The 22,998-nt window shown below is 67.9% G+C and carries 20 protein-coding genes; 13 read left to right on the forward strand and 7 right to left on the reverse strand.

Translation table 11 applies throughout. The annotated features are described in order from the left end of the window. Positions 1-271 precede the first annotated feature (271 nt). From KEG57_RS27860 to KEG57_RS27870, 3 genes are all read right to left on the reverse strand, one after another. Complete coding sequence (locus KEG57_RS27860) at positions 272-814, reverse strand: hypothetical protein (protein ID WP_272458927.1); 543 nt, start codon at positions 812-814, stop codon at positions 272-274. A 213-nt stretch (positions 815-1,027) separates the two neighbouring features. Further along, positions 1,028-1,456: a hypothetical protein gene (locus KEG57_RS27865; protein ID WP_272458928.1), complete on the reverse strand. Its 429-nt coding sequence runs from the start codon at positions 1,454-1,456 to the stop codon at positions 1,028-1,030. A gap of 97 nt (positions 1,457-1,553) precedes the next feature. Next, positions 1,554-2,690: an IS630 family transposase gene (locus tag KEG57_RS27870; RefSeq protein WP_272458929.1), complete on the reverse strand. Its 1,137-nt coding sequence runs from the start codon at positions 2,688-2,690 to the stop codon at positions 1,554-1,556. A 52-nt stretch (positions 2,691-2,742) separates the two neighbouring features. Between KEG57_RS27870 and KEG57_RS27875 the strand changes: the two genes are divergently transcribed. Beyond that, the gene (locus tag KEG57_RS27875; RefSeq protein WP_272458930.1) at positions 2,743-2,988 is read left to right on the forward strand and encodes a LexA family protein; all 246 of its coding nucleotides are present in this window, start codon (positions 2,743-2,745) and stop codon (positions 2,986-2,988) included. A 386-nt stretch (positions 2,989-3,374) separates the two neighbouring features. On the opposite strand, the gene KEG57_RS27880 is transcribed toward KEG57_RS27875, so the two are convergent. Continuing rightward, on the reverse strand, positions 3,375-3,770 hold the full coding sequence (locus KEG57_RS27880) for a VOC family protein (RefSeq protein WP_272422914.1): 396 nt from the start codon (positions 3,768-3,770) through the stop codon (positions 3,375-3,377). A 442-nt stretch (positions 3,771-4,212) separates the two neighbouring features. Here KEG57_RS27880 and KEG57_RS27885 point away from each other — a divergent pair, with 442 nt between their 5' ends. Continuing rightward, positions 4,213-5,907, forward strand: coding sequence for an AIPR family protein (locus KEG57_RS27885; protein WP_272458931.1), 1,695 nt, complete (start codon positions 4,213-4,215; stop codon positions 5,905-5,907). 453 nt (positions 5,908-6,360) lie between these two features. Next, positions 6,361-6,852 (forward strand): hypothetical protein, encoded by a 492-nt coding sequence (locus KEG57_RS27890; RefSeq protein WP_272458932.1) that lies wholly within the window; start codon positions 6,361-6,363, stop codon positions 6,850-6,852. 339 nt (positions 6,853-7,191) lie between these two features. Here KEG57_RS27890 and accC read toward each other — a convergent pair whose 3' ends face one another. Then, on the reverse strand, positions 7,192-8,697 hold the full coding sequence (gene accC / locus KEG57_RS27895) for an acetyl-CoA carboxylase biotin carboxylase subunit (RefSeq protein ID WP_272458933.1): 1,506 nt from the start codon (positions 8,695-8,697) through the stop codon (positions 7,192-7,194). Between the two features lie 133 nt (positions 8,698-8,830). On the opposite strand from accC, the gene xseA reads away from it, so the two are divergent. The 3 genes from xseA to KEG57_RS27910 are packed head-to-tail and all read left to right on the forward strand — an operon-like array spanning position 8,831 to position 13,222. Beyond that, on the forward strand, positions 8,831-10,297 hold the full coding sequence (gene xseA / locus KEG57_RS27900; protein ID WP_272458934.1) for an exodeoxyribonuclease VII large subunit: 1,467 nt from the start codon (positions 8,831-8,833) through the stop codon (positions 10,295-10,297). Then, positions 10,287-11,222, forward strand: a complete 936-nt coding sequence (locus KEG57_RS27905) for a shikimate dehydrogenase family protein (RefSeq protein WP_272458935.1) — start codon at positions 10,287-10,289, stop codon at positions 11,220-11,222. The genes xseA and KEG57_RS27905 overlap by 11 nt, the downstream gene beginning before the upstream one ends. After that, positions 11,219-13,222: an amylo-alpha-1,6-glucosidase gene (locus tag KEG57_RS27910; protein ID WP_272458936.1), complete on the forward strand. Its 2,004-nt coding sequence runs from the start codon at positions 11,219-11,221 to the stop codon at positions 13,220-13,222. Before KEG57_RS27905 ends, KEG57_RS27910 begins: the two co-directional genes overlap by 4 nt. Here KEG57_RS27910 and KEG57_RS27915 read toward each other — a convergent pair. Both KEG57_RS27915 and KEG57_RS27920 read right to left on the reverse strand, forming a co-directional pair. Continuing rightward, the gene (locus KEG57_RS27915) at positions 13,176-14,102 is read right to left on the reverse strand and encodes a glycosyltransferase family 2 protein (protein WP_272458937.1); all 927 of its coding nucleotides are present in this window, start codon (positions 14,100-14,102) and stop codon (positions 13,176-13,178) included. The genes KEG57_RS27910 and KEG57_RS27915 overlap by 47 nt on opposite strands. Positions 14,103-14,110: 8 nt before the next feature. Further along, positions 14,111-14,851 carry a class I SAM-dependent methyltransferase gene (locus tag KEG57_RS27920; protein ID WP_272458939.1) on the reverse strand — a complete coding sequence of 247 codons (741 nt, stop codon included), beginning with the start codon at positions 14,849-14,851 and terminating at the stop codon, positions 14,111-14,113. Between the two features lie 105 nt (positions 14,852-14,956). Between KEG57_RS27920 and KEG57_RS27925 the strand changes: the two genes are divergently transcribed. From KEG57_RS27925 to KEG57_RS27955, 7 genes are read left to right on the forward strand one after another with little or no spacing between them, the layout of a single operon-like run. Then, positions 14,957-15,802, forward strand: coding sequence for a class I SAM-dependent methyltransferase (locus KEG57_RS27925; protein ID WP_272422927.1), 846 nt, complete (start codon positions 14,957-14,959; stop codon positions 15,800-15,802). After that, positions 15,799-16,749: an NAD-dependent epimerase/dehydratase family protein gene (locus KEG57_RS27930; protein WP_272422928.1), complete on the forward strand. Its 951-nt coding sequence runs from the start codon at positions 15,799-15,801 to the stop codon at positions 16,747-16,749. The genes KEG57_RS27925 and KEG57_RS27930 overlap by 4 nt, the downstream gene beginning before the upstream one ends. Then, complete coding sequence (locus KEG57_RS27935; RefSeq protein ID WP_272422929.1) at positions 16,746-17,927, forward strand: glycosyltransferase; 1,182 nt, start codon at positions 16,746-16,748, stop codon at positions 17,925-17,927. The genes KEG57_RS27930 and KEG57_RS27935 overlap by 4 nt, the downstream gene beginning before the upstream one ends. A gap of 12 nt (positions 17,928-17,939) precedes the next feature. Then, positions 17,940-18,728, forward strand: coding sequence for a glucose-1-phosphate cytidylyltransferase (gene rfbF / locus KEG57_RS27940; RefSeq protein ID WP_272422930.1), 789 nt, complete (start codon positions 17,940-17,942; stop codon positions 18,726-18,728). Continuing rightward, positions 18,713-19,750, forward strand: coding sequence for a GDP-mannose 4,6-dehydratase (locus tag KEG57_RS27945; RefSeq protein ID WP_272422931.1), 1,038 nt, complete (start codon positions 18,713-18,715; stop codon positions 19,748-19,750). Before rfbF ends, KEG57_RS27945 begins: the two co-directional genes overlap by 16 nt. Then, the gene (locus tag KEG57_RS27950; RefSeq protein ID WP_272422932.1) at positions 19,747-21,279 is read left to right on the forward strand and encodes a lipopolysaccharide biosynthesis protein; all 1,533 of its coding nucleotides are present in this window, start codon (positions 19,747-19,749) and stop codon (positions 21,277-21,279) included. Before KEG57_RS27945 ends, KEG57_RS27950 begins: the two co-directional genes overlap by 4 nt. Then, the gene (locus KEG57_RS27955) at positions 21,279-22,994 is read left to right on the forward strand and encodes an asparagine synthase-related protein (RefSeq protein WP_272422933.1); all 1,716 of its coding nucleotides are present in this window, start codon (positions 21,279-21,281) and stop codon (positions 22,992-22,994) included. Before KEG57_RS27950 ends, KEG57_RS27955 begins: the two co-directional genes overlap by 1 nt. The last annotated feature ends 4 nt before the right edge of the window (positions 22,995-22,998 follow it).

Here is a 22,998-nt window from a genome sequence, read left to right on the forward strand (position 1 = left end):
GATGAACTGCGCGATGCGCAGTTCATCGAACAGGCCAGGTCAAGACAAACGACGACCCTGCCCACCAAGACCGCGGCGCTGGCGGTTCACCTGGCGACGTCACCAGCGTGAAACGAGCCTTCGTGGTCTTGCCACCGGCCTGTGGGAAGAACCGCGCATCGCGCAGTTCTTCCCCGCTCGGTCCAGGGCTTGCCCTGGTTCGGGTCGAGGGGCGAACAGCCCCCGCGGGGCCCGGGGCAGCGCCCCGGCGCGACGCCTGTGGAATACCCTCTCAGAGGCATTCGACGATGCTACCCGAGCACGTCTTGCCGCCCTGCGAGCATCCCTTCGCGATCAGGCACGGGCAGAGCCCGTCGTTGCAATCGAACGGGAGACCGACGCAACCGACCTCGGACTCGACCGACGAGCTTTTTACGCAGAACTCATCCGACTTGCAGGCCGCGCAGACATCGCCCGAGCCTCCCGATCCGCTGCTCGCGCTCGAGCTTCCGCTGCTCGCGCTCGAGCTTCCGCTGCTCGCGCTCGACGAGCCCCCCGATCCGCTGCTCCCGCAGCCGTCGATGGCTGCGCATGAGCTCGCGTTCACGACGCACGCCTTGGCCTCGTCCGACAGCATCGAGCAGCCATCGCTGCAATTCGGGGGCACCTGCCCGCACTGCTTTCCGATGGCCGCGCAGACGTCGGCGCACGACGGGGTGCCTGACGAGGTCCCACCGCCGCCGTCCGAGCCCGACCCCTCGTTCGAGTCCCCGCTACACGCACCGAGTAGAAACGTAAGGAACAAGCAACCAAGAACCGCACCACGAATGTTCATGCGGCGTCCTGCTAGCCCAGATACGAAGCAAAAGCACTGCCTCGAATCGTACAGTGTCCGACACGCGGTCGTGACTTTCGCCCGCCAAAGGCAGCGCCGGGCGAGCCATTCGGGGGCTGAGGCGCGTACGATTCGGAGCCGCGGGTCCTCCGGCGGCGTGCTCTCCTTGCCGCCTTTCGCTCTGCACACCTCTGCGCCTTGATTGGCGCGAGGTTACTGCGTCTGCGTATTCTGCACGATCGTGCATTCATTCGCACCGCAGTTCAGCAGTGCGTAGCTGGCGCGACGCCCGCATCCCGTTGCGCCGAACGTGTCCTGGCCGAGCCGCGTCAACTCGATCGTATCGTTGCACTGGAGATCGAAGCCGGCTTGGCGCCGCAGCCCGCGCGAGACGACGACGTGCGTCTCGCCGACACACAACCCGTTCGGATTGCACTGGGCCACGTACCGGACGATCTCGCCGCAGCCACTTGCATAGATGAGAGCGGTTTCACCCATGCGCTCGTAGGTCAGCTTCTCTCGAGGGCATGATAGCTCGCTCGCCGGGTGATCCTGCACGTAGGCCAGCGGCCCCGCGCCACAGGCAGAGAGGACGAGCGCGAACAGGGGCAGCGTGGGCAGCAAGCGTTTCGACTTAAACATTGGAACTCTCTAGCGGATTCCACGCGGCGTCGTCAACGGCGCCTTCACCAACCACGAAGGTGCTAACTAGTACCTCGACACAGAGGTCTTGACTGTTTCACGCAGCGACAGGCAGCGCGGGATGCGCTGGCTGTGGGTATGCGTGCCCCATCTTCTTGCGAGCGTGCTGGACACTGAACATCCAGCGGATTCGGACTTTTGCAGCGTTTCGCGTCGTCTGCCACGCAGCTATCTCGCGCTTGAGCGTGGCGAGATCGCCGATGCGTCGCGCGAGGCACTGCTGTTTGAGCACGCCTATCTCGATCTCCACCATGTTCAGCCAGCTCGCGTGTTTGGGTACGTAGTGCATTTCGATCCTGCGCAGGATTCGACGGGCCTCGTCGGGTGGAAACGCTTGGTAGAGGGCGGAAGCGCTGTGGATGGATAGGTTGTCGAGCACAAGGCGAATGCGTCGTGCGTTGGGGTAGTGCACGTCCACCAGCTCCCGCATGCATTCGGCGAAGTCGATACAACTGCGATGCTCCGTGGTCTTGACGTGTCGCCAGGGGTTATGGGCGTCGACGAAGACAAATAGGTTGGCTGTACCGTTGCGCCGGTACTCATAGTCGATGCGCGCAGGAGTTCCGGGTTGGGCTGGGATCGGAATGCGGGTTTCCCCGATCAACTGCACCGGCGACTCGTCAAAGCTGACGACCGGGGTGTCGGGGCTGGGGTTTTCCGCGTACAGATCGAGCACATCCTCCATTCGTGCAATGAATTCGGCGTCGACCTTCGGGATGCACCACATCTTCTTCTGCCAAGGCTTGATTTCGTTCTCGGCCAGCCTACGCCGTACGGTCTCGCTTGAAAGAGATGAGTGATTTGTCAAGCGCACCATCTCTCCGGCGAGCAGGTCGAGCGTCCACCGTGCACGGCCCTCTGGAGGAGCCGAGCAAGCTGTCGCTATCAATAGCGCTTCCTCCTTGCCTGACAGCTTGCGGGTCCCACCGGGCCTCGGCTCATCGTTGAGCGCTCGCGAAAGCCCTCCTTCAACGAATCGCTGCTTGGTCCGGTAGACCGTCGATGTGCCGACTGCCACGCTCGCGGCGATCTCGCCGTCGCGGGCTCCCGCATCCGCAGCCAATAGGATTTGCGCGCGCTTGACCTTGCGCACCTGCGTGCTACCACCGCTGATAAAATGGCGCAGCTCTGCGCGCTCCTCTTCCGTCAGTTCCACGATCCAGCGCACGTTCATCGGATGCCTCCAAAGAAGCATCCGATCAAACTATCAATGGTTTGTCGAGTCCATGCGACCACAATTCACGGAAAAACAGGGCCAGTACCTCGCCTTCATTCACGCCTACCTCATGCTACATCGCAGAGCGCCGGCGGAGGCCGACATGCAGACCTATTTCCAAACCACGCCGCCCACCGTGCACCGCATGGTTGTCGAACTGGAGCGCAAAGGGCTGATCCGCCGCCAACCCGGACAGCCTCGTAGCATCGAGCTCCTCGTGGACCCCGAGGCGCTTCCCGTCCTTCGGCAACCCTGAAACGAATCGATCAGGATCCCTGTGTCGAGGTACTAGAAGCGATCGACGAAATAGCACGTGCAGCCGCGCAGCCGTCGCGCTCGCTCGCGAGCGTCGTGCAGGCCGCCTTCAAGATCGCGCGCCAAGGAGCCATCGAAGCGGCCGCTCGACGCGCCGCTCGGCGGCCTCGCGTTTCGTGCGATGGGAACTCGGGGACGCTTGGACAACCCTGGTGGGCGATCCCGCTCGTGCGGGTGCGTCCTCCGGCACCGCTGGTACGTCGTGGAGACGCGGGAGCGGAGGCTCGGGCAATGGATCGTCGTGGAGCGCTCACTCAGGGCGGTAGGCGAGATGATATGCCAGGAGACGAGCGCCCCGAGAGGATCCGCGTTTACGCGCGCCCGGGGCTATCCGTTCGGCACATCGGCAGGATCGACCTGCCGGCGCCGCATGCAGCCGACCTCGATCGCAATCGAGCCCGGCCCTCTGCAATAGAACATCACCCCGCGGTTATTCTGGATCACGTCCGTGATGGGACCGATCCCATCGGCGACGAGGCGCGCGTGATGCCGGCGCACCTCGTCCTCGTCGTCGATGTGGAAGCCGATGTGGAACTCCTCGGGGTAGGACGCCTGCGCGTCCTGCGTTCGCTGGAGGACCAACGTGAACCCGTGGCGGTCCGAGAGGATCGCGATCGCGGGGGACTTGCGGTTGCTGCAAAGCTCGAGGTCGAAGTAGCGCTCGAAGAACTCGACAGCGGCGCGAACGTCGGGAACCTGCAGGTCCAGGTGATTGAGTTTCATGAGAGCCTCCACGTTGGACGCACACGTGCGTCATCGTGCCGTGGGTCTCACTCCGTGCTGGAGGGACAAGGGCTCCCGACCTGGGAGTGACCGGGGCTCACCGAACCGGTCCGCCGTTTTTCGACAGGACGAAGCGTACCATGCCCGCCACGTGGATGCAAAGCGCGCGCGTGGCTTGTGCGGCTCGTGGGCGTCCCTGGACGAGGACACGGCGCTCATCCGGGATGCGGCTGCGCTCACGGCGCTTTCTCGCCGGCGAGGGAGGGTGGAGGCGGCGGCGGAGGAGTGAGGTGGGCAAGGGCCCGCGTGCTAAGGATTTCGAGCGGACACGGGGGCGGTATTTCCGGCTACGTTGCTTGGCTTCCACGGCGAGCTTGACACCGGGTCAGCTTGCCTACTAGCCTACGGCAAGTACTGGATTGCATCGTGTAAGGAAAGCCTCATGGACAAAATTCTCGAAGCGTACGTCGCTGACTTTGCCGAGGACTTCAACCTGGCCACGAGCACCCCGCCGCTGCTGTTTGAGCATTTCGTAAACTACTGCGCGATTGCGCCTGAACTGATGGACCCGCTCGATTTGGCGGATATTCACGTCGCCGGGGGTGGGGATACTGCTATCGATGGTGTCGCCATTATAGTGAATGATCGTCTCATCACTTCGCCTGAGCAACTCGACGATGTCGCTCGCCTTCGCGGGCGCTTGGAAGTGAGCTTCGTATTCACACAGGCAAAGATGGGAACGAAATTTAACGCTGCCGAGATTGGTAGCTTTCTATTCGGCGTAAAGGAGTTCTTTAACCCGTCGAGCGCACTACCGTCGAATAAGGCGATCTCACAACGACGGGGACTGGCTGATAAACTGTTTGCGAAAAGTATTAACTTTCGCCGTAACCCCGAGCTGCGCTTGTTTTATGCTACAACTGGCGAATGGCTTGGTGATGCGACCGTTCAAGCTCGTGTCGATGCCGAATTGGCCCAGCTTCGCTCTTTGCACCTGTTCTCCAGTGTTGAGTTTAAGCCTCTTGACGCCACGGGCATAAAGGCGAAGTACAAGAACCAGAAGCGCAGACTGGTCCAGGAGATTGAATTTGAGCGCCATGCTATAATCCCGCGCCTCGAAGGCGTGGCGGTGGCGTATATTGGTATTCTTTCTGCGCAAGAATACCTGAAGCTAATCACGGCGCCTGATAATCGCCTCAATAAGGCTGTGTTCTACGAGAATATTCGGGATTTTCAGGGGGATACGCCCGTGAACACCGAGATTCAGAGCACTCTCTTGAATGCCGAGTCGCAGTCTCTCCTTCCTATCCTGAACAATGGTGTCACGATCGTGGCGCGCAGTATCGAGCCAACCGGTACACGGTTTCGCCTCACGGACTACCAAGTGGTCAATGGTTGTCAAACGAGTCACGCTCTGTTTTTTGCGCAGGATGAACTCAAAACGGCCGTGCATATTCCGGTTAAGCTTATTGCGACCGAAGATCCCGATATTACCGCAAGGATTATTCGCGCCACTAACCGACAGACTGAGATTAAGCCGGAGGCATTTATTGCACTGTCGCCGTTTCATAAGCAGCTCGAAGACCTGTATGAGGCAATGTCGCGTGGCGGTGTGCATCCCCTTTTCTATGAGCGGCGCTCACGGCAATACGACGGCACTTCGGTTCGCCCTCATCAGGTTGTAACGGTCGCAGCGCAAGTGGCCAGCTTCACAGCCGTATTTCTAGAGGAGCCGCATTCATGTCACCGCTATTATGGCGAGGTCATCGCGGCCTACCGAGACCGGTTGTTCAGGGAAGACCATAGCGTGCTTCCGTACTTCCTAAGTTCGTTCATTCTGTACCGGCTTGAAGGCCTTTTCCGAAACAACGTTGTGCCCGCCTACCTCCGTCCGCTTAAATATCATATTGCCATGATGACGCGCATTGGTGCGGGTGGTGGCTCCCTTCCGCCCCTCGCTAGCAAGAAAATGGATGATTACTGCGGGGTGGTGTTGAACAAATTGTCGGACAACCGGATCTCGGCGAGCACTATCGAGGCTGCCTGCGACAAGGTCAAACAACAGCTTATGCGAGCCGGGGACGAAGCTGAATCGCCAAGAGTGCGATCGTTCACGCAGGCGTTGTTGCGCGGTTGACAGGAAATGGCAGAAGCCCGTTGACCCTGCCGCCTCGCACGTGGCCCCACCCGCCTCTCGCCCTCGTGACGTCATGTCCTGACGCGGCGTCCTCACCTTCCGAACCGCACGCATCCGTCCCACCCCGCCGATGGTGCTGTCGGTGTTCGGCTACACTCGCGTCACTCACCCCATATTCGCCCGTCCGTCGCCCCAACGACCCCGCCTCACCTCCCCCTCGCCCCCGACCCCCGCCGCCCCAACCTTCTCCGCTCCCGCCCCACGCCCTCGTGTCTCCAGAGACTCGGCCTCTCCCCGTCCACCCCTCGTCCCCATCCCCCCGCGTATACGTCCCCGTCGCCTTCTTGCTCGGCCTCCATTCTTGAAGACACGGCCTCGTCCAATACGCGTGCTGCAATCATGCAGCCCGACTGTACAGCCTTATACCCCCCGCTTTCGGGGAGGAGTCTTCCCATGTCCGATCCCAAGCATCCCAAGCCGAATGATCAGGTCATCGACGTCTCGGACCTTGCTCTCGTCGACATCACGCCCGACCACATCAGCCGTTTGAGCAAGCTGCGCGAGGGGTATGACGTTGCCGTCAAGACCATCGTGACCGCCTCGCCTGTCGCTCTCCAGCGCGCCGGCATCCATCCGGGTGAGGTCGCGGCGCTCGCTGCGAATTGGGTCGATGTCGAGCGCATCGACGAGGTCGTGCCTGCCGTCGAGAAGCTCCTCGAGCTCCTCCATGAGACGCGCCTCATGCGGGGCCATGAGATTGCGATGCGGCTCGGCGAGATGGCGCAACAGATCCGCCGCCGTGCCGATCGTTCTCCCGACGGCGCTGAGATCCTCGCCCCCTTCGAGGACCTGCTCGCCTACCAGTCGGGCCCCGCGCTCAAAGCCGTCGCGACCAAGGAGAAGGCGCGCGCCAACGAGGACACGCCGAGCACGCCGACCGGCTGATCCTCACCCACAACCCCTCTCCACTCCGGCGTCGCGCCGGGGCGCTGCCCCGGACCCCGCGGGGGCTGTTCGCCCCTCGACCCGAACCAGGGCAAGCCCTGGACCATTTGGGGAAGAACTGCGCGATGCGCAGTTCTTCCCACAGGCCGGTGGCAAGACCAGGCACGGCGTTGCCCATCGAAACGTCAGCGCTGCCGTCTTGGCTGGCAGGGTCGTCTCTGTTCGATGAACTGCGCATCGCGCAGTTCATCGACCCCGAGTCCAGCGCTTGCGCTGGTCCGGGTCCAGGGGTGGACAACCCCTGGTCGGGCCCGGGGTGAAACCCCGGCGCTACGCTGCCTACCGCATCACCCGCGCCCGATGCTGCTCCACCCACGGGGACAGCCGCCCGCGGTCTTCGAGCGCCTGCCCCTCCGTCCTCCGCGACTTCATCTCCGCCCGCGCCGCCGCCACCGCAATCGCTGCGGCTAGCGTTGCCTCGTCCTCCTCGTGCACGTCCGAGTAGCCGAGCAGCGCTTCCTTGTTCTCCTCGATGAAGCCTGTCGTGTAGCGGCCTTCGACGAAGGCCGGATGCGCGAGCAGCTTCTCGTGGAACACGATGTTCGTCTTGATGCCCGTCACCACGTATTCCGACAGCGCGCGACGCATGCGCTGGATTGCCGTCTTCCGGTCCGGCCCCCACACGCTCACCTTCGAGATCAGCGGGTCGTAATGGCTCGGCACCGTTGCGCCTTCGTAAAAGCCGTTGTCGTCGCGCACCCACGGGCCCGCGGGCACGCGTAGCGCTTCGATCTTCCCGGGGCTCGGCAAAAAGCCGATTGGATCCTCGGCGTAGATGCGGCACTCGATCGATGCGCCTCGACGCACGATGTCCTCTTGCCGCCACGACAGCCGCTCGCCTGCGGCCACACGCACCATCTCGGAGACGAGGTCCGTCCCCGTGATCCACTCCGTGATCGGGTGCTCCACCTGCAGACGCGTGTTCATTTCGAGGAAGTAAAAACTTCCGTCTTCGCCGAGCAGGAATTCGAACGTCCCGGCCGAGAAGTAGCCGACCGAGAGCGCACCCTTCACTGCCACCTCGCCCATGCGGCGGATGAGCTCGGGCGTTGCGACCGGGCAGGGGGTCTCTTCGACCACCTTCTGGTGGCGACGCTGGATCGAGCAGTCGCGCTCGAAGAGATGGACCATGTTGCCGTGACGATCCCCGATCACCTGGATCTCCACGTGCCGCGGCCGGAGGATCGCCTTCTCGATGTAGACCGTGGGATCCCCGAATGCGCGCGCGGCCTCGCTTTGCGCGCGCTCGAACGCGCTCGCCATCTCGTCCGCGTTGTGCACGAGGCGCATGCCCTTGCCGCCGCCGCCCATCGCCGCCTTGATCAGCACCGGGTAGCCGACGCGCTCGGCCGTCGCGCGTGCTTCCTCGACTGTGGAGGCGTCGCCGCCGGGCGTGATCGGGACGCCGGCAGCCGCCATCTTCGCGCGCGCGGCGGTCTTTGAGCCCATCGCGGCCATCGCGCGTGACGGGGGGCCGATGAAGGTGATGCCGGCGCGCTCGCAGGCTTCCGCGAACTCGCTCTTTTCCGAGAGGAAGCCGTAGCCGGGATGGATCGCGTCGGCGCCGGATTTGCGCGCGGCGTCGAGCACGCGCTCGATGTCGAGGTAGCTCTCGCGGGCGGGGGCCGGGCCGATGCAGTAGGCCTCGTCGGCGACCCTCACGTGGAGCGATTTGCGGTCGGCTTCGCTGTAGACGGCGACGGCGGCGATGCCCATCTCGTGCAGCGTGCGGATGATGCGGACGGCGATCTCGCCGCGGTTGGCGATGAGGACCTTGCGGATCACGGACGCCACGTAGCACGGCTCGGCGGCGGGCGGGTGGGGGTTCGGGGCTCTGTGCGCCGAAGGCGACCCGGAGCCCCGAGCGTTCAAGGAAACCCTTTCCCTCTGGCCAGTTACGAGCTACCTCTCGCCCGCCGTGCAGCGACGCGAATCGGGCCCTGCGCTCTCTTTTCACGGGGCAGGAGACTCCGACGAGGTGGCGGCCTACCAGCCTCGGGGGAGCTCCATGGAAGGCCGCGCCGCCGCGGAGGAGCCCGAGGTCCTCTCCGTGGCCGCGCTCGATCAGCGGCTTCGTCGTGTCGTCGAGGGCGCCACGCAGGACGTGCGGGTCCTCGGCGAGGTCGGAGGCTTCCGGCCGCACGCGAGCGGGCACGCGTACTTCACGCTCAAGGACGAGCGCGAGGACGCCTGCATCGACTGCGTCATGTACAAGACGGCCTCGCCGCGAGCGCGGAAGCTGCTCGCGGACGGGGCGCGCGTCGTGCTGATCGGGCGCGCGACGGTGTACGTGCCGCGGGGAAAACTCCAGTTCTCCGTGACGGATGTGCGGCCGGCCGGGCGCGGCGCGCTGCTCGAAGCGCTGGAGCGGCTCAAGCAGAAGCTCGCCGGGGAGGGGGTCTTCGCGGCCGAGAGGAAACGCGCGCTGCCCGTGGATCCGGCGGTGATCGGGGTCGTGACGAGCGGCAACGGCGCGGCCATCCACGACATCGTGACCGTGTCGTATCGGCGCGGCGCGCCGCGGATCCTGCTCGCGCGGGCGACGGTGCAAGGGCCGGGGGCCGCGCAGTCGATGGCCCGCGCGCTCGATCAGCTCGCGCGCGTGCCTGAAGTCGAGGTCGTGATCCTCGGGCGCGGCGGCGGATCGGCCGAGGATCTCTCCGCTTTCAACGACGAGGCGCTCGTCCGGAAAGTGGCGAGTTTCCCTGTGCCGGTCGTGAGCGCCGTCGGGCACGAGGTCGACGTGACGCTGACGGATCTCGCGGCGGACGCGCGTGCGGCGACGCCGTCGCAGGCCGCGGAGATGCTCGTCGCGGATCGGATGGAGCGGCGCAAGCAGCTCCGGCACCTGGTCACGCGCATGTGGCGCGCCACGCGGCAGACGATCGAGCGGCGGCGGGTCGTGGTCGACAGGCTCGCGCGGTCGATCGGCTCGCCCGCGGATCTGCTCGCGGAGCGGCAGCAGAAGCTCGACGAGCTGAACATGAAGCTCGAACGCGCGATGGAGCGGGCGACCGCGCGGCGCAAGGAAGAGCTCTCGGAGATCGAGCGGCGGCTCGGGGCGCGGCATCCACGGGCGGTGATCGCCGGGGCGCGTGCGGCGATCGGTCCGCTCGAGGTGCGGCTCGTGGCGGCGGAGCGCCGCAGGGTCGAGCGGCTCCGGACGACGCTCGGGCGGCACGCGGCGCGGCTCGATGCGCTCTCGCCGCTCGGGGTGCTCGCGCGTGGGTACGCCATCGCGACGAACGCGTCGGGGCGCGCGGTGCGGGCCGCGAAGGAGGTCGCCGTGGGCGAGTCCATCACGGTGCGGGTGCACGAGGGCGCGCTGCGCGCCGAGGTCACGGCCGTGCTCGATCCGGGGGAAGGCGAGGGGAATGATGGCTGAGGGAAAGGTCTTCGCCGTCCTCGGGCATCCGGTGGCGCACTCGCTCTCGCCGGTGATTCACACGGTCGCGTACGCGTCGCTCGGCCTGCCGCACGTGTACCGGGCGATCGACGTGCCGACCGCGGGCGAGCTCCTCGCGGTCGTCGACGAGGTGCGGCGGGGCGCGATCGCCGGGGCGAACGTGACCTTGCCGCACAAGCGCGCGGTGCTCGATCTCGCCGACGAGGTCGACACGAGCGCGGCCGAGCCGGGGGCGGCGAACGTGCTTTGCCGCGGCGGCGACGGCCGGCTCCGGGCCTACAACACGGACGCGGATGCCCTCGCGGACGACATCGCCGCGCTCGCGCCCGACGCATCGCGTAAGCGGGCGATGATCATCGGCGCGGGCGGGGCGGGGGTCGCGGCCGTGGCCGCGTGCAAGAAGTTGGGGTTCAAAGTGATCGCGGTGACGTCCCGCTCGTGGGCGCGGTCGGAGAACGTCGAGACGGCGCCGTCGGCCGAGCAGGTGCGGCGGATGGGGGCGTTGCCGCTGCCCTGGCCTTCGCCGGGTGAACCCGCGCCGGACAGTTTTGCCTCGCAGGCGCTTCGGCTCCAGTGGTGGGATCTCGCGCGGGGCGCGTCACTCGTCGTGCAGGCCACGAGCGCGGGCATGCTCGGCAAGGACCCGGGCGAGTCGGTTCGGGATGTCGTTCCCTGGGACGATCTCGGAAGCGACACGTTCGCCTACGACGTCGTGTATACCCCAAGGATGACCCCGTTCCTGCACGCCGCCGCCTCCCGTGGCCTCCGGGCCGAAGGCGGGCTCGGGATGCTCGTCAGGCAGGCCGCCCGATCGATCGTGCTCTGGACCGGGCAAGAGCCTCCGCTCGACGTGATGCGACGCGCGGCCGAGGACACGCTCGATCGCGGAGGGCACACGGTATGAGCGGGCGCGGGGGCGCCTCGGACGAGTCGATCTGGCCGCATGTCGACGTGAGGCACGATCTCGGTCGTGCGCTCTTCCGCGAGTGGGTCGCGGGCAACGGCGCCGGCGCCTACGCGAGCTCTTCCATCGCGTGCATGCACACGCGCCGCTACCACGGCCTGCTCGTCGCCGCGCTCGAGCCGCCGCGCGCGCGGCACGTCGTGCTCTCGCACGTCGACGTCGCGGTGAAGTCACTCGCGCCGCGCGGGATGTGGGATCTCGCGACGCACCAGTTCCCGGGGATCAACCCGGAGCGCGGGCCGTTTTACCTCGACCGCTTCGATCAGGATCCGGTGCCGCGCTGGACCTACTCCGTCGGGGGAGGTGAGCTCGAGGTGCTGCTCGCGCTCGTGCGCGGGGAGAACGCGGCGGTGCTGCGCTACACGTGGCGCGGTCCGCAGCCGGTCGTGATCACGCTGCGGCCGCTGCTCGCGATGCGGCACATGCACGCGCTGATGCGCGAGCACGGAGCGATGGAGCAGCGGGTGGAGCTGCGCGCCGGCGAGATGCGCGTGCGTCCGATGCGCGCGCTGCCGAAGCTCTGCTTCCGCTACGAGGGCACGTTCGTGGGCTCGCCGGACTGGTGGCGGCGCTTCGAGTACCTCATCGAGCGGGATCGAGGGCTCGAGTTCCAGGAGGATCTCTGGACGCCGGGCGTGTTCGAGATCCGCGCGGATGGATCGGGCACGCCGAGCTTCCTCGTCGTCGGCGTGGAGAAGCTGCCCGAGGGCAAACCCGAGGATCTCATCGCGGCCACGACGGCGGCGCTCGAAGCCGAGGATCCGGGGCCCGAGCGGTCCGCGCTCGAGCGCAAGCTCTCGGTCGCGGCGGAGCTCTTCCGCGCAGATCTCGCGCCGGAGCCGGGGATCGTCGCGGGGTATCCGTGGGCCGAGGGCTGGGGGCGCGACAGCTTGATCGCGCTGCCGGGGCTGTACCTGGCGACGGGCAAGATCGAAGAGGCGAAGCGCGTGGCGCGCCGGATCGTGGCGAGCATGGAGGGCGGGCTCGTGCCGAGCCGCAGGGCCGATGAAGACGGCCGCCCCGACACGGCCTCGGCCGACGCGACGCTCTGGCTCTTCGAGGCGGCGCGGTGTTTTGCCGATGTGCTCGGCGCGTCGGATCCGTTCCTGCAGAGCGAGCTCGTGCCGGCGATGACGGCCTCGTTCGAGGCGATCCTGCGCGGCGACGCGCCGAACGGGATCCGCGTGACGACGGATGGTCTGCTCGCGGCGGGCAAACCCGGCGACGCGCCGACGTGGATGAATGCGCGCGCGTTCGGCAGGCCCGTGACGCCGCGCGTGGGCTGCGCGATCGAGCTGTCGGCGCTGTGGGCGCGGGGCTGTCACACGCTCGCGCGGCTCGCGCACGCGGCGGGCGCGGAGTCGCTCGCCGATCGGGCCGACATCGCTTGCCGCAGGGCGCGGGCCGCGTTCCATGCGCGGTTCTGGTGCGAGCAGACGTCGTATCCGTTCGACGTGATCTCCGAGTCGCTGACGGGCGAAGGCGCGTTCCAGGACGCGTCGGTCCGGCCGAACGCGATCCTCGCGCTGGCCATCGATCCGGCCTGCTTCTCGCCGGAGCGGGCGCGCGCGACGATCGCGCGGGCGCGGGCCGAGCTCGTGTCGCCGGCGGGGCTCCGGACGCTCGCGCCTTCGGATGCCGCGTACCACGGGTACTACGGCGGCAACGTCGTCGAGCGGGATGCCGCGTATCACCAGGGGACGGCCTGGCCGTGGCTGCTCGGGTTTTACGCGCGCGCCGTGCGCAGCGTGCTGCCGGCGGAGGATCCGCTCGTGGCCGAGATCCCGGAGCTGATCGCCGCGGCGGCCGATCGCGAGATCGCCGTGGGGCAGGTGCCGGAGCTCGGGAGCGGCAACATGCCGTTCTCGCCGAACGGCGGTCCGGCGCAGGCCTTCAGCGTGGCGGAGCTCCTCCGCGCCCTGAAGAACGTGCTCGGCTGAGCTCGGCGAGGCCCGCCTTCGCGAGGGTCTTCCACGGGCGCGTGTCGAAGCGGAGGCCGAGGTCGATCGCCTTCCGCGCGAGCTCGCGCGCCCTGCGCGGATCCGTGGCGAGGTTCGCCTCGGCCGAGCGCAGGTAGGCGAGGGCGAGGAAGCGGTCGCGCCGCCGCGGATCCGCGAAGAAGCGTGGATGCCGCTGCACCATGATCTCGTGCGTCTCGTGGTAGCGGCGGTCGTAGCTCTTCGAGACCTTCGCGGCGTGGCCGACGCGGTAGCGATAGAGGATCTCGCCGCAGTGGTAGCCACGCCGGCCGGCCTCGGCGGCGCCGATGAGGAAGTCGTAGTCGCCGTTGCCACGCGCGAGCTCGGTCGCGTAACCGCCGAGCTCCACCCAGAGATCCTTGCGGTAAGCGCAGGGGCCGGGCGTGGGTTGTCCCGCGATGAAGTCGTCCCACGTGACCTCGCGACGGTGCTTGTGCACGAACGAGTGGGCGCCGAAGCGCTGGTTGTCGCCGTAGACGAAGGCCGCGTCGGGGTGGCGCTGGAAGGTCTCGAGGACGAGCGCGACGCTGCTCGGCACGAGTTGATCGTCGCCGTCGAGGTAGAAGTGGAACGGCGTCTCGGTCAGCTCGAAGGCTTTGTTGCGCGTCGGGTACGGGCCCATGTTTTCGGGCATCGCGTACTTCACGAGGCGCGGATGCTCGAGCGACGCGAAGATCTCGCGGGTCCGCGCGTGCTCGGTGCCATCCATGACGAGCACGGCGCACCAGCGCGGATCGGTCTGCGCGAGCACGCTGTTCCAGCAGTCGAGCAGCCAGTCGCCCTCGGCGTAGCAGGTGATGCCGATCGTGATGAGCGGCGCGCTGGAAGCGGGGTCCTTCATGCCGTGCCCTAGACGCGCACGTGGGCGAACGTCGCCTCGATGTTGAACCAGCCGATCGCCTGGAGGACCTCGGCGGCGAAGAGCCCGACGCGGGGCAGGGGGACGATGCGCTCGGCGACGTCGCGGCGCAGGTAATCCCGCTTGAAATACCGAGGACGGCGGCCGCCGAGGTAACCTTCGAACTCGGCGTACGTGAGCTTCTTGTAGTTCGGCGTCCCCGGATCCTCGCGGCGAGTCATGAGGTCGTAGAAGAGGAGCGCGCCGCCGGGGCGGAGGAGCGACAAGCAACGCTCCACGATCTTTTGCTTCGTCTCGGCGTTCGTGACCGAGGTGAGCACCGCGAAGAGCATCACGACGTCGAAGGGCCCGCCCACGTCCGTTTCGAGGATGTTTCCCGCGAGGAAACGCACGCCGGCGCATCGCTGCCGCGCCTGCTCGATCCGCTCGGGCACGAGGTCGATGCCCACGAGCTCGGTGGGATCCGCGCCCATCTCCACGAGCCACGCGAGGTTCGAGCCGCCGCCACAGCCGACCTCCAGCACCCGCAGCTTGCGCAGGTCCTCGAAGCTGCCGGCGCCGATCTCCTGCAAGCACTGGCGAATGCGGCGCTGGCGTTGGCGCTGGCACAAGTACGCGTGCGGCAGGATCGGCCACCACGCGTTCTGCGGCAGGAAACGCTCGCGGTAGAAGCGGCGGATCTGTTCCGCTTCGTCGCCTTCGCCCACCCCGCGGGCCTCGTCGCGCTGCACGGACGCCGAGTGCCATGCGTGCTCCGATGCGTCAAGTCACGAGGCGCCCGGGCGCCGCGCGCTGTTGCATCGATCGGCGAGGGGCCCTATACCCGGGCATCGCTTATGTCCGCTGCCCGCGATTTCCTGCGCGCCGAGCTCGAACGTGAGTACAGCGCTTGGTTCGGTCTGCCGCCGCGCCCGTTCCTCGACGGCGTGGTCGAAGCGTGGATGGCCGACGATACGAACTCGAAGCATCGCTTCGACACGATCGAGGCCGCGCTGCCGGGCGCGAAGCGGATCCTCGACATGGCCTCGGGCTGCGGGAGCGCCGTGTTCTACGGGCTCCTGCACGGCTACGACATGGTCGGGATCGATCCCGAGGGCTGGAAACACACGTTCAACGGGCTGAAGGCGAAGGAGCGTGGGTACCCCGCGGAGTGGATGAGCCGCTTCCACGACGGCGTGGGCGAAGCGCTGCCGTTCCCCGACGACGACTTCGACTGCGTGACGAGCTACCAGACGATCGAGCACGTGCAGGACGTCGATCGCGTGCTCGCCGAGGTGGTGCGCGTGACGCGGCCCGGCGGCGGGATCCACCTGCGCTGCCCGGACTACCGCGGCACGTTCGAGGGGCACTACCGCGTGCCCTGGCTGCCGCTTTTCCCGCGGCCGCTCGCGCGCGCTTACCTGCGAGCGATCGGCAAGCCGACCGCGGGGCTCGACACGATCCAGTACATCACGAAGGGCCGCGTCGTGCGGATCCTGCGAGAGCTCGAAGCGAGGAAGCGGGGGCTTCGTTTACGGATCGTGGACCTCGATCGAGAGGCCTTCACGTCGGGGCGGACGCGGCTCCCGGGCGAGTTTTCGTGGTGGAAGGCGAAGCGCTACGCGCGCGGGATCTTCCGCGAAGAGACGAGCGTGAACCTCTTCGTGTACGTCGAGGCGAAGGAAACGAAGGGCCGGCCGTGAGCCGCCTTCGCGTGCTGATCACGGGCGCCACGGGGTTCATCGGCGCGCACGTGACGCGCTCGCTCCTCGAGCAGGAAACGCGCCTCACGCTGCTCGCGCGAGAGACGTCGGATCTCAAACGGCTTTGGCGCGTGGCCGGGACGCGGCTCGATCGCACGGAGCTGCGGAGGGTCGATCTCGGATCGGCGGAGGTGATCCGCGCGGAGATGCAGCGGGCGCGGCCCGAGGTCGTGATCCACCTGGCGGCCGACGCGCGCGCCCGCGCCTCCGAGGACGAGGCCGAGGCGATGCACGCGCTTCACGTGGGCGCGACGCGTGCGCTCGCGGAGGCTTCGATCGAGGTGGGCGCGCGGCTCGTCGTGCTCTCGACGAGCGACGTGTACGGAAAACTGCCTTCGCCGCACGACGCGGAAGGCGAGGTCGCGCCGCGGACGCCGTACGCGCGCACGAAGGCCGAGGCGGACGCGCTGCTCCTCGGGCCTCTGCGCGAGCAGGGGCTCTCGGTCGTCGTGCTGCGGCCGTACCTCGTGTACGGACCGGGATCCCAGCCGCGGCAGCTCCTGCCCGCGCTCATCGCCGCCTGCCTCGCAGGCCGGGATTTTCCGATGACCGACGGTCTGCAGCGGCGCGATTTCGTGTACGTGGGCGACGTGGCCCGCGCGGTGACCCTCGCCGCGACGGCAGCGGAGGCCGTGGGGCATGTGATCGACATCTGCACGGGCACGCCGCGGCAGGTCGCCGATGTGGTGCGGCTCGTGGTGGATCGTATCCAACCCGAACGCGGCGGACCCGTGCTCGGCGCGACGCCGCGCCCCGCGGACGAGCCCGAAGCGCACTACGGCGATCCCGCGCGTGCGGAGGCCCGGCTCGCGTGGAAGCCCGAGGTCTCGCTCGAAGACGGCATCGATCGCACGATCGACGCGTGCAGGGAGGAGCGTTCCAGGTGAGCGGCCAAGATCCCGCGCGCCCCGCGGTCGCCTTCCTCCTCGGGACGGCTTTCTCGTTCACCGAGACGTTCCTCTTCAACCAGATGCGTTCGCTCACGCGGTACCAGGCGATCACGCTCTGCCACCGCGTCGCCAACGAGGAGCGCTTCCCCTGGACCGAGCCGCGGATTCTCGGGCAAAGGCATCCGTCTCGACTCGGCCAGGCGCTTCGCCCGCTGCATGGAAGGCTCACGCTCGATCCCGCGTGGATGCAGGCGCTCACGGAGACACGCGCGACGGTGCTGCACGGCCAGTTCGGCACGAACGGGCTCATCGCGGCGGTGTACGGCAAGCAGCTCGGGCTCCCCGTCGTCACCTCGTTCTACGGCGGCGACGTCGGCATCCTCCTCGAGCCGCAGAAGCACCTGCGCCGCTACTGGCACTACATCCTCGGCAAGCGCGCGCTCTTCGAGGGCAGCGATCTCGTGCTCGTGCTCTCGACCGCGATGCGCGACGATCTCGTGCGGCTCGGCTGCCCCGCCTCGAAGATCGCCATCCATCCGAACGGCGTGGATCTCGAACGCTTCAGCCCCGTGCCGCGCGCCGATCGCAAGGGCCCGCTTTCCGTCGTGATGTGCGGCCGCGAGATCGAGAAGAAGGGATTTTCCCATGGCTTCCGCGCCGTGCATCGCGCGCGGGCCGCGGGCGCGGATCTACGCGTGCGCTGGCTCCCGGCGCCCGGACCACTCGGCGCGCCGCTGCGCGCGCTCATCGAGGAGCTCGGGCTCGGGCCACACGTCGAGATCCTCGATCCGAAGACGGATCCCGCCGTCGTGATGCGCGAGAGTGATCTCATGCTCTGCCCCTCGGTGACGGCCGCGGACGGCGACAAGGAGGGCGTGCCCACGGTGCTCGTGGAGGCCGCCGGGACGGGCTTGCCCGCGATCGCGAGCCGGCACGCGGGGATCCCGGAGATCGTGGTCGATGGTGAGAGCGGTTTGCTCTACGCCGAACGTGACGAGGAGGGCCTCGCCACGGGACTCGTGCGTCTCGCGAAGGATCCCGCGCTTCGTGCGCGCATGGGCGAGGCGGCGCGGCAGAAGGTCCTCGCGACGTACGACGCGCGCAAGCTCGCCATCACGCTGGAGGCGCACTACGACGCGCTAGCCGCGCTTGCTCTGCGTCGGGCTCTCGATTAAACGCTTTTGCCCGTGTCGCGTGAAAAGGTCGTCATCCTCGCGGGTGGCCAGGGGATGCGTCTCCGAGAGGAGACCGAGTTCCGGCCGAAGCCGATGATCACCGTCGGTGATCGTCCGATCCTCTGGCACATCATGAAGGGCTACGCGCACCACGGGCTGCGCGACTTCATCGTGTGCCTCGGCTACCGGGGCGAGGTCATCAAGCAGTACTTCCTCGACTACCGCGCCATGAGCCGCGATTTTACCCTCGATCTCGGAAAGGGCGGGGCGATCACGCTGCACGAGTCGCCGGCCGCGGAGGAAGAAGACTTCCGTGTGACGCTCGCCGAGACCGGCCAGCGCGCGATGACCGGCGCGCGCATCAAGCGCATCGAGAAGTACGTCGACACCGACACGTTCTGCGTGACGTACGGCGACGGCGTGTCGAACGTGGACATCGGACGCCTCCTCGCGTTCCACCGCGAGCACGGCCGCGTCGGCACGGTGACCGGCGTTTTCCCGCAGTCGCGCTTCGGCGAGCTCCTCCGTGACGGCTCGCGCGTCGTCGAGTTCAACGAAAAACCCCTGATGCACGACGGCTGCATCAACGGCGGCTTCTTCGTCTTCAGCCGGCGCTTCTTCGACTACCTCGAGGACGACGACGGCTGCGTGCTCGAAGGAAAGCCTCTCGCGCGGCTGGCGAAGGACGGCGAGCTCATGGTCTACGAGCACCGCGGCTTCTGGCAGTGCATGGACACGATGCGTGATCTGGAGATGCTCCGGAGCCTGTGGACAGGAGGCGCGCCGTGGAAGGTGTGGTGAGGGACGAGGAGGCCGATCGCGCGTTCTTCCGCGAGCGAAACATCCTCGTCACGGGCGCGACGGGGCTACTCGGATCGTGGCTCAGCGAGCGGCTCGTGTCGCTCGGCGCGAACGTCGTGGGCCTCGTGCGGGATTTCGTCCCGACGTCGCGGCTCTTCGTGAAGGGCGCGAAGGGCACGACAATCGCCGAGGGCATGACGCTCGTGAGCGGCGACATCCGCGACCGCGAGCTGCTCGAACGCGTGATGGGCGAGCACGAGATCGACTCGGTCTTCCACCTCGCCGCGCAGACCATCGTGGGCATCGCGAACGCGAACCCGGTGAGCACGTTCGAGAGCAACATCGCCGGCGCCTGGAACGTCTTCGAGGCGGCGCGAAGGTCGCCGAAGGTGCGCCGCGTGCTGCTCGCGTCGAGCGACAAGGCGTACGGATCGCACGACACCTTGCCGTACACCGAGTCGATGGCGCTCCGGGGCGAGCACCCGTACGACGTCTCGAAGTCGTGCGCGGACCTCATCGCCCGGACGTACTGGGTCACCTACCGCCTGCCGATCACCATCACCCGCTGCGCGAACCTCTACGGCGGCGGGGATCTCAACTGGAACCGCATCGTGCCCGGCGTCATCCGCGACATCCTCGCCGGCCGCAGGCCCGTCATCCGCAGCGACGGCACGCTCATCCGCGACTACCTCTACGTCGAGGACGCGGTCGACGCGTACCTCGATCTCGCCCGCGCGATGGAGGACCCCGCGATCCACGGCGAGGCCTTCAACATCTCCGCGGGCAACCAGCTCACGGTGCTCGAGATGACGCGCGCGATTCTCGAGCGCATGGGTTCGAGCCTCGAGCCCGACGTGCGCGGGCAGGCGACGCACGAGATCGCGCACCAGTACCTCGACGCCGAGAAGGCCCGGCGCGTGCTCGGCATCCGGCCTCGTTACGGCCTTGTCGCCGGCCTCGATCGCACGACCGCCTGGTACCGCGACTTCTTCGCGCGTGAAGGCCGCCGCGCCGCCGGATGAGCCTCCTACGAAGCGCGGCGCGAGGCGGGGTCGCGCTCGGGGCGAGCCAGACCTTCGCCACGGCCCTCGGCTGGGTGCGTACGCTCGTCCTGGCGCGGCTTCTCGTGCCCGAGGACTTCGGCCTCGTCGGGCTCTGCACGGTGCTGCTCGGCTTCCTCGGCGCGCTGAGCGACATGGGCCTCACGGCCGCGACGATCCAGCGCAAGGAGCTCACGGACGGCCACCGCGACGCGGCGTTCTGGATGAGCGCCTCGATGGGCGCCGTCCTCTTCCTCGCGAGCGTCGCCGCGGCCCCAGCCCTCGCGGCCTTCTACGGCGAGCCGCGCGTCGTCTCGCTGGTCGCGGTCTCCGCGCTCCCGCTCCTCGTCGGCCCCTTCGCCTCCACGCACGCCGCGCTCCTTCGCCGTGACCTGCGCTTCGGGCGCGTCGCCGCCATCGAGGCCGGGCGCAACGTCGCGGCGAGTGCTGTCACGCTCGCGCTCGCGGCGCTCGGAGTCGGGTACTGGTCGCTCGTGATCGGCCCGCTCGCGAGCCACCTCGTCGCGGTCGTCGCGTACACGCTGTCGAGCTCGTTCCGCCCGCGCTTTCGCGCCACGTGGACGCACGCGCGCGAGCTCTTCTCGTTCAGCGCCTACGTCGCGGGGGCGAGCGCCATCAACTACCTCTCGGCGAACATGGACTACATGATCGTCGGCAAGCGGCTCGGGACCGCGGCGCTCGGTACGTACACGTTCGCGTACGAGACGATGACCTTCCCGCTCACGCGCATCGCCTCGCTCTTCAGCCAGGTGATGTTCCCGGCGTTCGCGACGATCCAGGACAAGCTCGACGAGATGCGCGAGACGTACCTCAAGATCTCGCGCGCCGTGGCGATCGTGAGCTTTCCGATCCTCGCGTGGGTCGCGGTCGTCGCGCCCGAGCTCGTGATTTTGCTCTACGGCCCGAGGTGGCTGCCGGCCGTGGGGCCGCTGCGCGCGTTGAGCGTCGCGGGCGCGCTCAAGGCCGTGGGCACGCTCGTGGGCATCATCTTCAAGTCCCGCGGCAAACCCGCGGTGGAGCTTTACTGGAACATCGCGTGGCTGATCGGGCTGACGACGGCGCTCTCCATCGGCGTGCGCTGGGGGGCGTTCGGCGTCGCGGTGAGCATCTCGATCCTCTGCGTGCCCGGCACACTTTTCACCGAGTGGCTCGCGTGTCGCTACATCGAGATGAAGCTCTCGCGGCTGCTCGGCGTGCTCGTCGTGCCGACCGTGGCCGTCGCGGTCGCGACCGCGGCCGGTGCGCTCGCGCGGTTCGAGCTCGCCGCGCTCTTGCCCGCGGGCGTCGTCGGGGACGTCGCGCGGCTCGTGGGGCTCACGCTGATCATGCTGCTCGTGTACGTCGCGACGCTCCGCGTGATCCACCCGCCCATCACGGCCGAGGTGCGCGCGTTCCTCGGGTACTTCCGCCGCGACAAGAAGGCGCCCGCGAAGGCCGCGGAGAAGACCGAGGCGCCCGTCGAGGAAGTGGTCACGAAGGAGGCGCACTGATGCCCACGCTCGTCGGCGTGTACGCACCCGTGGAGGCCGAGCGCGAGGGCGCCGCGCTCTTTCGCGAGCTCACCCAGGATCTCGGGACGGCCGCCTCCTCGCTGCACGAAGGACCGCTCCGCGCTGCGGTTTTCCCGCAGCACAACGGCGAGCGCATCGTGTGCCCCGACGCATCCGGCGCCGCGGCACACGCGATCGGGTTCGGCGGCGACGATCGAAAAACCTCCCCCGCGCGCCTCGTCCCGCCGTGGCTTCTCTGCCGCTGGGATCCCGCGCGGCGCGTGGCCGTCGTCGAGACCGACCGCCACGGCTTCGCGCTCGTCTACGTCCGCACCGTGGGCGCGTGTGTCGTGTTCTCCACGTCCGCGGCGCGTCTCGGCCAGCTCGCGCCGCGCTCCGCGCTGGATCCCCACGCCCTCGCCGAGCTGCTCGCCTTCGATCACCTCCTCGGGGAGCGCACCTTGCGCCGCGAGGTCACGGCCGTCCCGCAAGGCGCGGCCCTCGAGATCGGCCCCACGGGCGCCTCGTTCCCGCGCCGCTTCCGTTACACCGAGCTTCCGCTCGATCGTCGTGCGTCCCCGGCCGCGGCCATCTCCGCGCTCCTCCCGCTCTGGCGCGAGGGCGTCGCAGACGCGCTCGCCACGCGCGGTGATCAGCCCCTCCTCGTTCCCTTGAGCGGCGGCCTCGACTCGCGGCTCCTCGTCGCGACCGCGGTCGAGACGGGCGCTTCCGTGGAGGCGTTCACCTTTGCTCGCACCGGCGAGCGCACACCCGACATCGACATCGCCGAAGAGGTCTGCCGCACCCTCGGTGTCCCTTGGCGCGCGCTTGGCCTCGACGACGACTGGCTCGTCGACCACGCGGCCCGCGCGTCCTTGTTGACCGACGGGCAGCTCGACATCCTGCATTCCTACGGCATCAGCCTCACGGGCTCGTTCCCCGAGGGACACCTGCGGCTCGACGGCTTCGCGGGTGACGTCGTGCTCGGCGGCAGCTTCCTCCGCCGCGAGCACCTCACCGCGCGGAGCCCCGAGGCGCGTCATCGGCTGCTCTGGGCTTCCCGCGCGCGCCTCGAACGCGCTCCCTGGCAAGAGCTGCTCGTGCCCGAGGCCCGGGGCGAGATGCTCGATCTCGCCCGCGCCTCCCTCACGAAGAGCCTCGAAACCGAGCCACTCGACGATCCCCGCTGGTCCGACTTCTGGATCCTGCGGCATCGCATCCGGCGCTTCACGGTGAACGGCCCCTTGCTCTGGCGCAGCGTGGCGCGTTCGGTCTTCCCGTTCTTCGCGCCGAGCTTCATCGATCGGCTGCTCGCCGTCGCCCCCGAGGCGCGCCTCGACGCCGCACTCCAGGCCCCGTTCTTCTGGCAGGGGTTTCCGCGCATGGCCGCCATCCCCTGGCAGCGCATCGGCTGGCCGGTTCCGCGCGGCGGCGTGATGGAGACGCTCCTCCGCCGCCTCCGCAAGCCGCCGTATCCGCCCGCCAAGGCGTTTTTCGATCACGACGCCGTGTTCCGCAAATCGGCGCGTCTTCGCACGTTCCTGTGCGATCTGCTGCTCGACCCGCGGACCGGCGTCGAGCGCTTCGGCTGCTTCGACCGGGCCTCCGTCGCGCGGCTCCTCTCGGGCGTCGAGGCCGGTTCGCGCCGCGGTATGCCGCAGATCTCGCTACTCGCGAGCCTCGTGCTCTCCGAGCGGGCGTGGGCGCCGCGCTAGCGCG

This window comes from Polyangium jinanense (assembly GCF_028435365.1).